Source organism: Mesorhizobium sp. M0018, from assembly GCF_040323955.1.
Lineage (GTDB): Bacteria > Pseudomonadota > Alphaproteobacteria > Rhizobiales > Rhizobiaceae > Mesorhizobium.
In genome coordinates this window covers 82989-94623 of the sequence record NZ_JAMYVL010000004.1, presented here as the reverse complement: position 1 = coordinate 94623, position 11635 = coordinate 82989, and the positions used below count along the sequence as shown (strand labels likewise).

General features: G+C 61.8%; 13 protein-coding genes and 1 pseudogene. 6 read left to right on the top strand and 8 right to left on the bottom strand.

Translation table 11 applies throughout. The features are described from left to right. Positions 1 to 46: 46 nt before the first annotated feature. From NKJ81_RS07105 to NKJ81_RS07080, 6 genes are all read left to right on the top strand, one after another. A complete protein-coding gene (locus NKJ81_RS07105; RefSeq protein ID WP_352502598.1) occupies positions 47 to 958 on the top strand; it encodes a DMT family transporter in 912 nt (303 codons plus the stop codon). 147 nt (positions 959 to 1105) lie between these two features. Beyond that, positions 1106 to 1825, top strand: a complete 720-nt coding sequence (locus NKJ81_RS07100; RefSeq protein ID WP_352470556.1) for a FadR/GntR family transcriptional regulator — start codon at positions 1106 to 1108, stop codon at positions 1823 to 1825. 51 nt (positions 1826 to 1876) lie between these two features. After that, positions 1877 to 2851 (top strand): sialic acid TRAP transporter substrate-binding protein SiaP, encoded by a 975-nt coding sequence (locus NKJ81_RS07095; RefSeq protein ID WP_023717039.1) that lies wholly within the window; start codon positions 1877 to 1879, stop codon positions 2849 to 2851. 144 nt (positions 2852 to 2995) lie between these two features. Next, positions 2996 to 3568, top strand: coding sequence for a TRAP transporter small permease (locus tag NKJ81_RS07090; protein WP_352470555.1), 573 nt, complete (start codon positions 2996 to 2998; stop codon positions 3566 to 3568). Positions 3569 to 3571: 3 nt separating this feature from the next. Next, the gene (locus NKJ81_RS07085) at positions 3572 to 4978 is read left to right on the top strand and encodes a TRAP transporter large permease (RefSeq protein WP_352540079.1); all 1407 of its coding nucleotides are present in this window, start codon (positions 3572 to 3574) and stop codon (positions 4976 to 4978) included. Then, positions 4975 to 6024: an L-idonate 5-dehydrogenase gene (locus tag NKJ81_RS07080; RefSeq protein ID WP_352470554.1), complete on the top strand. Its 1050-nt coding sequence runs from the start codon at positions 4975 to 4977 to the stop codon at positions 6022 to 6024. The genes NKJ81_RS07085 and NKJ81_RS07080 overlap by 4 nt, the downstream gene beginning before the upstream one ends. Before the next feature lie 189 nt (positions 6025 to 6213). Here NKJ81_RS07080 and NKJ81_RS07075 read toward each other — a convergent pair whose 3' ends face one another. The 8 genes and pseudogenes from NKJ81_RS07075 to NKJ81_RS07040 all read right to left on the bottom strand — a co-directional run bounded on the left by NKJ81_RS07075 (position 6214) and on the right by NKJ81_RS07040 (position 11632). Beyond that, positions 6214 to 6522 (bottom strand): type II toxin-antitoxin system RelE/ParE family toxin, encoded by a 309-nt coding sequence (locus tag NKJ81_RS07075; RefSeq protein ID WP_352470553.1) that lies wholly within the window; start codon positions 6520 to 6522, stop codon positions 6214 to 6216. A gap of 21 nt (positions 6523 to 6543) precedes the next feature. Further along, positions 6544 to 6781 (bottom strand): annotated as a pseudogene (locus tag NKJ81_RS07070) (CopG family ribbon-helix-helix protein). 453 nt (positions 6782 to 7234) lie between these two features. After that, a complete protein-coding gene (locus NKJ81_RS07065) occupies positions 7235 to 8977 on the bottom strand; it encodes a relaxase/mobilization nuclease domain-containing protein (protein ID WP_352540078.1) in 1743 nt (580 codons plus the stop codon). Next, entirely contained in the window at positions 8974 to 9225 is a 252-nt protein-coding gene (locus NKJ81_RS07060) for a hypothetical protein (protein ID WP_352470551.1), read from the bottom strand. Before NKJ81_RS07060 ends, NKJ81_RS07065 begins: the two co-directional genes overlap by 4 nt. Then, positions 9222 to 10268, bottom strand: coding sequence for a lytic transglycosylase domain-containing protein (locus tag NKJ81_RS07055; RefSeq protein WP_352540077.1), 1047 nt, complete (start codon positions 10266 to 10268; stop codon positions 9222 to 9224). The genes NKJ81_RS07060 and NKJ81_RS07055 overlap by 4 nt, the downstream gene beginning before the upstream one ends. A gap of 4 nt (positions 10269 to 10272) precedes the next feature. Next, a complete protein-coding gene (locus tag NKJ81_RS07050) occupies positions 10273 to 10599 on the bottom strand; it encodes a DUF736 domain-containing protein (protein WP_023674284.1) in 327 nt (108 codons plus the stop codon). A gap of 44 nt (positions 10600 to 10643) precedes the next feature. Further along, the gene (locus NKJ81_RS07045; RefSeq protein ID WP_352470548.1) at positions 10644 to 11204 is read right to left on the bottom strand and encodes a S26 family signal peptidase; all 561 of its coding nucleotides are present in this window, start codon (positions 11202 to 11204) and stop codon (positions 10644 to 10646) included. Next, on the bottom strand, positions 11201 to 11632 hold the full coding sequence (locus NKJ81_RS07040) for a replication initiator protein A (protein ID WP_352470547.1): 432 nt from the start codon (positions 11630 to 11632) through the stop codon (positions 11201 to 11203). The genes NKJ81_RS07045 and NKJ81_RS07040 overlap by 4 nt, the downstream gene beginning before the upstream one ends. Between the last annotated feature and the right edge of the window lie 3 nt (positions 11633 to 11635).

Here is an 11635-nt window from a genome sequence, read left to right as displayed (position 1 = left end):
AGTAACAAGAGAACCAAACGGCGCCGCGGAACCGGCTAGCGTGGAAATGCGCTTGACGACGCACGACCGCCCCTTCGAACCGGTCGACTACGGGCTTTACGCGCTGACGGTCATTGCCTGGAGCGCATCGTGGTTCGCGATCGAACTTCAGGTCGGCAGCGGCGTGTCGAACGAGGTCAATCTGGTCTGGCGCTTCGCCATCGCCACGCTGCTGATGTTTGCCTGGGCGGGCTTTTCCGGTCGGCGGCTCCGCTTTCCGATCACCGATCATTTGCGCTTTGCTGTGCTCGGCATCCTCATCTTCTCGTCGAACTTCCTGTTTTTCTATTACGGCGCCGGCTATCTCGTCAGCGGCTTGCTCTCGGTCGTCTTCTCGCTCGCCTCGGTCATCAACATGCTGCTCGCTGCCTTGGTCGTCGGCGAGCGCCCGGCGCCGCGCATTCTCGCCGGCGGCCTCATCGGCTTCGCCGGCATAGCGCTGATGTTCTTTCCCGAAATCGCCGCCAACGGGCTTTCCGGCGGCACGTTGGTAGGCCTTCTTCTGTGCCTCTGTGGCACGCTGAGCTTCTGCGCCGGCAATCTCGTCTCCGTCGCAAACCAGCGCCGCGGCCTGCCGCTCGTTTCAACGAGCGCCTGGGGCATGCTTTATGGCACTCTGTGGTCGACGTTCCTGGCCTTCCTGCTTGGTGAGCCGTTCGTGTTCGCGACGACCGCCTCTTATATTGGCTCGCTGGTCTTCCTCGCCGTCATATCGACCGTCGTCGCTTTCGCCGCCTACCTGACGCTGCTCGGACGCATTGGCGGCGCCCGCGCCGGCTATGCGACCGTCATATTTCCCGTCTTTGCGCTTTTGATCTCCACGGCGCTGGAAGGCTATGCCTGGACCGCTTACGCGGTTGCCGGGCTCGCCCTCGTCGCCGCCGGGAACGTCCTGGTCATTCGCGGGGGACGGCGCTGACGCATGGAATGCTTGCGCAATGCCGCCGCGTTCCGGTTGTGCGGGCCGCGGTTCCATCGAGCTTGACTCTCCGCGTCCTCTGTCTAAGCTGCGGTCAATGGGTCAGACCAATGTACCAGGGTTGGCCCGGGAGGGAACTAAACGCACATGCCGATCCAGGCCGTTGAACCACGCCGGCTTTACCGACAGGTCGCCGATCAGCTCAGGCAGCTGATCGATGCCGGCGAGTTTTCCGTCGGCGACCGCCTGCCGACCGAGCGGGATCTGGCCGACCAGCTCGGAATTTCCCGCCCGACAGTCCGTGAAGCGCTGATAGCGCTGGAGGTCGAAGGCCGCATACGCATCCGCGTCGGCTCGGGTATCTACGTCACCGATCCGCCGAGCGCCGCCGCCTCCGAACCCGAAGTCGAGGAAGGCCCGTTCGAGCTGTTGCGCGCGCGCGAATTTGTCGAAGGCGCGATCGCCGCCGAAGCGGCCCTCCATGTCCGGCCTGCAGATATCGAACGGCTCGACGACGTGCTGCGACGGATGGAGGCCATGCGTCACCCCAACAAGATGACCATTGCGCTCGACCGGGAATTTCACACCGCTGTCGCCGGCATTCTCGAGAACGCGGTGCTGGTGCGCTTCATCGGCGAGCTTTTCGACCAGCGCATGAACCCGTACTTCGAACGCCTGTCGATCCATTTCGAGACCAGCGATTCCTGGCAGGTCGCGGCAAAGGAACATCGTGCTGTGCGCGATGCAATTGCCGCGCGCGACCCCGAGCGGGCCAAGGCCGCCATGCAACAGCATCTGCGCCAGTCGCAAATCAGATTCTCACGCAATTTCGATGAGAGAGCCGCGGCCAAGGAGGTTGCGGAATAGCAGTTGGCCGGGGGGAGATCCGGCCGTCAAGTTCAACCAGGGAGGAATTAGATGCTGAGAAAATACGCAGTTCTGCTCGGTGCGATCGCCGCAATTGCCATACCCATGGCGTCGGCCTCGGCGGAAACGGTCCTGAAATGGGCGCATGTCTACGAGACGACGGAGCCCTTCCACACCGAATCCGTGTGGGCGGCCGACGAAATCAAGAAGCGCACCCAGGGCCGCTACGCCATCGACGTCTATCCGGCCTCGCAGCTTGGCAAGGAAGCAGACATCAACCAGGGCCTGATGCTCGGTACCGTCGATATCATCATTTCCGGATCGAGCTTCGCGGCGCGCGAATATCCACCGATCGGCGTCACCTATTTCCCATACACTTTCCGCGATGCCGACCATTTGCTGAAATACACCAAGAGCGACGTCTACAAGGCCCTGACCAAGGGCTATGAGGACAAGACCGGCAATCACATCGCCGCCACCACCTATTACGGGACGCGGCAGACCACCTCGAACCGTCCGATCGCCAAGTGCTCCGACATGCAGGGCCTGAAGATGCGGGTTCCCGACGTGCCGGCCTATCTGGCCATGCCGCGTGCCTGCGGCGCCAACACCGCGCCGATTGCCTTCGCCGAGGTGTATCTGGCCCTGCAGAACGGCACGGTCGAGGCCCAGGAGAATCCGCTGACCACCATCGAGGCGAAGAAATTCTACGAGGTGCAGAAGAACATCGTGCTCACTGGCCATATCGTCGATCATCTCAACACCATCATATCGGCGTCGCGCTGGGCCTCGCTTTCCGACGAAGACAAGAAGATCTTCACCGAGGTGATGCAGGAGGCTGCCGCCCGCGCCACGGCAAAGATCGTCGCCCGCGAAAAGGAACTGGTGCAGGTATTCAAGGACCGCGGCATCAGCGTAACCGATGTCGACCGTGCCGACTTCGAGAAGAATGTGCTGGAGAAGGTCACCTTCGAGGAGTTCGGCTACAACAAGGCCGATTGGGAAGCGATCCGCGCCATCAAGTAGGCCATCGGCAAATCGAATGCTTAATCAAGAGGATAGAGCGGCAATCGGATTTGCTGCTTTAACCTGCTCTTCGGTCCGGCTCCAAATTGCGCCGGACGGCCTTTTCAATCCTTGACGACCCACCAGCTTCGGGAGCCCGCGCCGATGGCCGAGGAACACCACATCGAGATCACCGTCGGAGAGATCGCGCACGCCTTCGAGGAGGTGCCGGTACACGTCGACCTGTCGGACCACGGCATCGAGGACTGGATCACGCTTGCCGTATTCTGGGGCATGGTCGTGTGTGTCTTCCTGCAGTTTTTCACCCGCTATGCGCTGAACAACAGCCTTGCGTGGACCGAGGAGATCGCCATCAACGCGCTCGTCGTCGTCGTTTTTCTGGGCGCCGCCATGTGCGTGCGCCTTTCGCGCCATATCCATGTCGACGTGCTTTACCACTATCTGCCGGAGCGCGTCGGCCGCTGGCTGGCGCTCGCCGTCGATGTTATCCGCATTGCATTCTTCGGCTACGGGTCCTGGCTGATGTGGCGCTACGTCACGATCGTGGCGCATGAGCGCATGGTCACCGTCAACCTGCCGCGGCGCTGGTTTTTCTACGCCGTACTGGCCGGGTTCGTGCTGATGCTACTGCGCTCGATCCAGGTCTTCATCGGCAATTACAGGCGCGGCTATTCGGTGCTCGAGCGTCCTGGCGCGTTCGAGACGGCGGGGGTCTGAGCGATGCTGCTTCTGGTCGGGGGCTTTCTTGTCCTGATGCTCATCGGCGTGCCGGTCGCCGTTTCGATGGCGGCCGCGTCGATCCTTTACCTCGTCATCTACGGCGTCGCGCCCGATATCATCGCGGCCCAGCGCATGATCGCCGGGGTGGAGAGCTTTCCGCTGCTCGCCGTTCCGTTCTTCATCCTGGCCGGCAACCTCATGAACATCGCCGGCGTGACCGGGCGCATCTATTCCTTCGCCCTTGCCCTGGTCGGCTGGATGAAAGGCGGCCTGGCGCAGGTCAACATCATCGGATCGGTGATCTTTTCCGGCATGTCGGGCACCGCTCTCGCCGACGCCGCCGGCATCGGCACCATCGAGATCAAGGCGATGAAGGACCACGGCTATCCTATCGACGCCGCGGTCGGGGTTACCGCCGCTTCCGCCACGCTCGGGCCGATCTTTCCGCCCTCGCTGCCCTTCGTCATCTACGGCATGATGGCCAATGTCTCGATTGGCGCGCTGTTCATGGCCGGCATCCTGCCCGGCGTGGTCATGACCGTGCTGATGATGATCACGGTCGCCATCTTCGCCCACAGGCGCGGCTGGGGCTCCGACACATCCTTCGAGCTTCGGCGGCTGGCCGAAGCTGCGGGCGAGGTGCTGGTGGTGGCTGCCTTTCCGATTGGCTGCTATGTGCTGGTGCAGCTTGGCCTGTCGATCAATATCGCGGTCGGCATAGCGCTGCTGGTGCTGATCGTGGCGGACTGGTATTTCGATTTCTCCGCGGTCATGGCGCTGATGACGCCGGTTATCCTGATCGGCGGCATGACGATGGGCTGGTTCACGCCGACCGAGGCGGCGATGGCGGCTGTGATCTGGTCGCTTTTCCTCGGGCTGGTGCGCTACCGCACGATGACGCTGCGTTTGCTTGCCAAGGCCAGCTTTGACACGATCGAGACGACCGCCTCGGTGCTTTTCATCGTCACCGCCGCATCGATCTTCGCCTGGCTGCTCACCGTCAGCCAGGCAGCACAGCTGTTCTCGAACTTCATTTTCGCGCTCACCGAAAACAAGTGGGTCTTCCTGATCCTGGTCAACATCCTGATGCTGGTGGTCGGCTGCTTCCTCGATACGATCGCCGCGATCACGATTCTCGTGCCGATCCTGCTGCCGGTCGCCGCCGTCTACGGCATCAACCCTGTGCATTTCGGGCTGATCATGACGCTCAACCTGATGATCGGGCTTTTGCACCCGCCGCTCGGCATGGTGCTCTTTGTGTTGTCGCGCGTTGCCAAGCTCTCGGTTGAGCGCACCACCATGGCGATCCTGCCGTGGCTGGTGCCGCTTATCGTGGCGCTGCTTCTGATCACCTTCATACCCGCCATCACGCTTTGGCTGCCGACCGAGATGGGCTTGATCCGGTGAGTGGCCAGGCGATTGCCGCGACGCTGTTCGGCCCGCAGGACCTGCGCGTCGTGGAGCGTCCGCTTGAACCGCTGGCACCAGGTATGGTGCGGGTGCGCTTTGGGGCAGGGGGCATCTGCGGCTCCGACCTGCATTATTTCCGCCATGCCCGTACCGGCGACTTCGTCGTCACTTCGCCGCTTGTCCTCGGCCACGAAATCTCAGGCGAAATCGTCGAGATCAACGGCGCCGCGCCCGGCCTCGGCATCGGCGACCATGTCGCGGTCAATCCGTCGCGCTGGTGCGGGCGTTGCGCGCGATGCCTGGAAGGCCGCGCCAATCTCTGCGAGAACATCTATTTCATGGGCTCGGCATCGAAGACGCCGCATATGCAGGGCGGATTCGCCAGTCTGTTCGACGCCACGCCCGCGCAATGTTTCAAGGTTCCATCTGACGTGGCCTACCAGGCGGCCGCACTTGCCGAGCCGTTGGCGGTCAGTCTGCACGCCGTCGCGCGGGTGGGCGACGTCAGGGGCCGCAACGTCGTCCTGTTCGGTGCCGGCCCCATCGGTCTCTTGACCATGCTCGCGGCCAGGCTTGCCGGCTGCGCTGAACTGACCGTCGTCGATATCGCCGCCGCGCCGCTCGCCTTCGCCCGCCGGCTTGGCGCCGACAGGACGATCGACCTTTCCGGCGGCGACGCCGAACTCCAGGCGCTTGCTGCCGGGGATTCGCTTGATGTCGCGTTCGAGATTTCAGGCACTGCCGCCGGCCTTGCCGCGGCGATCGCCAGTGTCCGGCGCGGCGGCACGGTGGTCCAGGTCGGCAATCTTCCCGGTGGCCACATCCCGCTGCCTGCCAATGCAGTAATGGCCAAGGAGATCGACCTCAAAGGCACATTCCGCTTCGGCACGGAGTTCGGCCGGGCGGTCGATCTCATCGTGTCGGGGGAGGTGGACGTCCTGAAGCTGATGACAGCGGAGCGCACGCTTTCTTGCGCTACCGATGCCTTCCGACTTGCCGCCGACCGTTCACAGAGTGTCAAGGTCGTGCTGACCGCGGACTGAATCGTGGTTCTTGCCAGATCGTTAGCAGCCATAACTCATTGCGAACGGACGAAACTCAGAACGTGCTCGACGTATATGCTCCCACCCAGGTCTCCGGTTAAACTCGGGAGCAATACCCGGCAGCTTGCTGTCAAAATTGTTGGCAGCAAATCCGCTCGCGATTAAAGCCCCTTCGTCGCGAGATTTCGTTCAGTTCGGCCATTCCTCGTCCTGCCAATCGCGCGCTGCGTGGATCACCCGCAAAATTGAAATGCTTTCTCGGCCGCCCTTGGCGGTCACGGCATAAGCGATGATGTAGGGCAGGCGACTCATAGGCTTTTCATAGGTGCCGGATACACGGCCGGGCCGCCCGGTTGCCATTTCCCCAAGCGCGGCCCCTGCGTCCAGAATCCGGTCTGCTGCCAGGCGCGCAGCGCGCGGATTATCCTGCGAAATATAGGCGATCTGTTCCTTGATGTCGTCCAGCTCACCGCGAGACCACTGAACGGCTCGCGTCACACCTTGCGGCCCGTGCCGGCATCAATCGCGGCATACAATTTCTGCCATAGCCCTATCATGGGACACGATGCGCCCAGCTTCGACATCAGCAAGGCCGCGCTTGATACCTTCAATGATTTCAAGCTCGCGATCGACTTACGCTGCGACGGCTTCACCTGCGAGGAATGACTTGCTACGCCGGGTGTCGGTTTGCGATCCGGTCGAGCTTTTCCTTTACATCGGGACTGACGCGAATTGTCATAGTGGTGCTAGCGGCCATAGCGGTGTCCTGTGTTGATCGGTGTACACCTTAGCACAGAGCGCCGCGCTGGTTCATTATCCCCTGACCGCCGAGCCGACGATCGAATCCACAAAGAAGCGCTGCAGCAAGACGAAGAGCACCAGTGGCGGGAGCACGGCAAGCGTGGCGCCAGCCATCACCAGTCCCGTGTTTAGAGCGCCTCTGTTGTAGCTGAGCAGGCGACTAAGGCCGATGACGATCGGATATTCGTGTGCATTGCCCTGTAGAACGGTCAGCGGCCAGACATAGCTATTCCAGTGATAGACGAAGGCAAACAGCGCCAGTGCCGCGATTGCCGGCGCCAGACTGAATCGAGGATGCGCAAAGTCCCTGTTTTTTGCGAGGCAATCGGCGCTTCACTGTGCAGGTACAAATAGAATGTGCGACCGTGCTGGCTTCCCAGCATCAGGATAGAGCATACGCCTGGAACCTTCATAGCCCGATGCCGCGCTTCTTTCCCAGGTTCCAATCCACGCCCCCCATATCCGAGCACACGACCCCGATGACTTGATTACCCAATCGCTTTTCGAGCGACGGCGACCAGGGCACGAGCTTGAATTCGAGTCCATTGTCGATCATCGCGAGCCGGCCTGAAGCCAGCGAGAAACGCCGCCGGTAAATCCCAGCCACATGATCGCCGTTGGCAGCCTTCGAGAACGAGAGGCCCGTCTGGGCGGCGAGGCGGGCACCGAGCGATTCCACCTCATGATCGTGTAAAGTATCGATCAGATTGCGCACAAGAATGACGCGCTGTCCCTCGCGCTTGGCCAGATCGCGGCTGACAAGGTGGTCGACCCGATCTTGCAGTGCCTGTCTTACGTCCCTACCAAAGCCGCCGTCACCGAATTCGGCAGGCTCGCGTGCAACGAGTTGGCGATCGAGCCAAGTCGCGCCGGAAGCATGGACCTGCTGTTCGATTGACAGGTCGGAGCGGACCGCGAGCGTGACCCGGCCACCGCCATTTGCACTCGCATCGCGGCACAACTCCACGACCGAGCCCGGGTCGGAGTCTCCGGCCGCATCAGGGTCATCGAAGCGAATGTGGTGCGTGCGTCCATCAATGCCATCGACGATGGCATAGGCCGCGCCGCGCCGTTCGTCATAAAGACCGCGTTCGAGCAGTCGGCCGATCACGGGCGCATCAATCCTTTCGGCGGCTAGCACATAGTCGGCCGTCCCTTTTTCTAGCCCATGCACAGTGAGGCTGCGGTGCATGCGCTTGATGATGTCGCCGCGTTCACCGAGGGCGCGCAAAGTGGGCTCGGCCTGTTCGACCACTATCCACTGGCCGGGACGGATCTCGTTCGCGAGGCCCAGGCTTTCCAGTTGCCGCAGCCGGCCGACTTTGAGCCCCAGGAACTCGTCGGGCCGGCGATCAGGATGTGGCGCGAGATCAATGATACCATGACGGTCGGCGTCACGAACAAGCTGGCGATCGAGCTGCGTCCAGCGCTCAGTGTCGACCTGGCGCTCGATGGCCCGGCGGATGTCGAGGTCCATGCGGAGCCCAAGCGTCTGGGTGAGAATGTCGCTCGCCCGATCGCGCATGCCCTGGCGGATGTAGTCCCGCGAGATGACAAGGCTCTCGCCATCGTCGGCAACGCCGCGAACGAGGATGTGAACGTGCGGATGTTCGGTGTTCCAGTGATCGACGGCTATCCAGTCGAGCCTCGTGCCGAGGTCGCGCGCCATGTCGGCCATCAGGTCACAAGCGAAGTTCTTGAGGTCGCCGAGCTCCATTGCATCGTCTGGCGAAACGATGAAACGGAAGTGATGCCGATCATCCTTGCAGCGGTCGCAGAAGGCGTCATGATCTGCATCTTTGGTGTCGGGACCGAACATCCTCGCCTTCTCACCATCACGTGTAACACCTTCGCGGCGAAGATATTTGAGATGGGTGGCGAGTGGCCCAGACCCTCTGAACTGCCGTACCACACGGGTCTTGACGACGGCGCCGCGTGACCGGTCAGAGATGAGGCGACTGGCGCGGATGCTCGCTGACCTGCCGCGGCCAAACGTTGAAGCTCGCGGGGAGGTGATCCGACCCTGGCGTGTAAGGTGACCGCCGGCGCGCTGTGTGGCCGCAAGAGCCTGGAAGATGAAGGGTCGTGCGCGCTGGCCGGCGCGGGAGCGGATGCGACCAGGGCGGACGCGAAAGCTATCGTCACGCTTCATGCTAGACGGCCACGAGGTGCGGTTTCCATTGAAACACTGAAAAATTGGGAATAGCGCACATCGCTGATTGTGCCAGCACATTGCGAAATGAGACGAAAATTGTAAGGAAAACAATCGGCCGAACCGAGCCGCACCTCGCGGCCCTTTATCCTGCCAATCTCTCTGTTCTCATCCACAGCCAACCCTTCCGCCGGAATTTCCGCGACGGAACAGGCCGGAATGCAATTGAGGAGGAACGTGGCGATCATTGCGATATGGCTAAAGAGGGCTGAGCGAATAGGCCGGAACCAGCGTGGTTCGATTGGAAATCGGTTTCACCCGGCTGTGGCTCGATCGCGGTCAGGTCCGCAACAGGATTGCCCATTGGCGACCGCATTGCAGACGAATGAATCGCCGCAAAGATCGTCTCGGCATAACCATTGCCATCCGATGCAGCGGCGTTCCGAATGTCATGGGGATGCGGAAAGATCGTTGCACGGAGTGAGCTGGCTCTGCCCCTTCCGTGCCGCGCGCGCCGCGGAGTGAGAACTGCACCATCGAGCAGCGGCGCAAGTTTCCTGACGTAGTCGACCGTCTCGCGTGGCAGCGGACGGCCGGTTAAGAGATGTTCCGTGTACCGACCAGGACCGGCATTGTAAGCGGCAAGAAAGCCGCTGCGCCCGAAGCTGTCGAGCATTTCGCGAAGATATGCTGCACCTGCAAGAATGTTGTCACGCGGTTGATACGGATCGTCACCGAGACGGTATTTGATGCGCAGTTCTTGCCACGTCGCCGGCATGATCTGCATCAAGCCCATTGCGCCCTTGCTTGAAAGCGCACGAACATCGCCGACGCTCTCAACATGCATGACGCCGCGCAGCAACTGCTCTGGAATGGCGAAGCGTTTTGACGCTTCCCGGATATGCCGCGACCACGGGCCAGCCGACAAGATCGTCGACTCGGAGTGCGCCGGCCGTTCACCACCAGAGGAAGCCGCTGCACCAGTTTCGGGCGCCACGAAGCCGAGCATCACACATGCGGCAAACGTCGTCATGCCTCTGTGGGCTGCGTCCCGCAGACCGCAGAACCGATGCGCCGCCAGCCTGCGACGGTGTTCGCTTCCGTTAAGGGCAGGGGCTCGCCAATCGAACCGGCTTTGCCAAAATTGTGATGAAATCGGCGTCCGCAGCCACAAGCAAGTGTCCGGCCCCCTCTGGGCTGCCTCGCGGGCGGTCGGGTCGAAGGGTTTGACCGGCGCGCAATGGATCAAAAGGGTTGGCGAGAAAGATTCGTCGAAGGGCTCCAGAAGCATCTGTTCAGCCTCGCCCGTCGCGCTTCGATGATCGGTTCCAGTGCAGGCTCCAGACGCTGTTCTCTGCATCGGACCGGAACAGCTTGGCGCGGATCGGCTGCGTAAAGGACGGGTCGTCAATTGAGACGGAGAGGTAATCCCCAGCCTTGTCTCCGGCGCGGTCCCAAGCCGCACCGACCGCCATCCCTTCGCAATAGATCAGATGGTCGGGCGCGTTTTCGGTTTTGGATTTCTCGGCAGGCAGGATGGCAATCTTCGCCTCGATTGTTAGCGTGGAGAGATTGCCGAAGAAGCCGTCATCATTGCGCGTGAAGGTTCCGATCTGGGTCATTGCAGTGCTCCTTTCTGAGTGTTAGTGCGCGTCGAGCCGAGCCCTCACGGCTCGCTAGCGAGGGGATCGTTGGTGATATCCAGTACCGGAGTGGTGCGCTCCGTGGTCCAGACTGGAACCGCGCGGCCAACTATCGATGAGAGCGGGAGCGGGCCGAAATAGCGGCTGTCAAAACTGTCGGCTGCACCCGGGTTCATAAGGAAGACGTCGGCCTCGGCAACGTCGCGGCAGCCCTGCCAGATGGGCAGGGATCGACCACGACTGTCACGCTCGCGCGCATGTCCATACGTCTTGCCGTTGACGATGATCATTGTGCCTTGGCGACAGACGGTTGCGCCCCCGAGTGCCAAAACATGCTTGAGGAGCGGCACATTTTTCGGCAGATAGCCGCGTCTTGCCATGAAGGCCGCCAATGGCTCGGGCGGCATGATGACGGCGATATTGGCAATACCGATTTTGTCGGCCGGCTGGACGCGATAGAGCCCGACGGGGATGCTCGCCGATGCGTTCCAGATGGACAGCGGCGGATGGCTAATCCATGCCGGCGCCGCGGCGAGCACTGCGCCGCCAACCATGGTGGCGATGATCTTTGTGCGTTTGCTCATGACTCGATCCCGGGGCGCAGCAGGAAAGCTTTACGACGCTTGCCGGTGTATGGACTCGGCTGCTCGCGTGCGGCTATCCGGCTGTGGACGTGCCGCCGTTGACGCGGCGACATGAAGGTCAGGATTTGCTGCTGTTTCGCCGCTACCAAGCGGCGCGGTTGCAATCTCCTGGCTTGCGCGTGGATGGTTTGCGACGCAGCCCAGACCAGGATGGCAGCGTTCCAAATCGTTCCCATGCCGTGCACACTTGCCGCCTCAACGCAGGTCGATTCTTCGCCCGCATGAGGGTGGATCGGTGTCAGGCGGCGGGATTTCACCAATAAGACGAGCTGCCGCGCCACGACGTCCCGCGTGCCGCGTGGAGGGAAGCCGGTTGAGGGGACATAAGACAGCGCAAATTGCTGCTGAACGGTCTCGCGATACTGCATTTT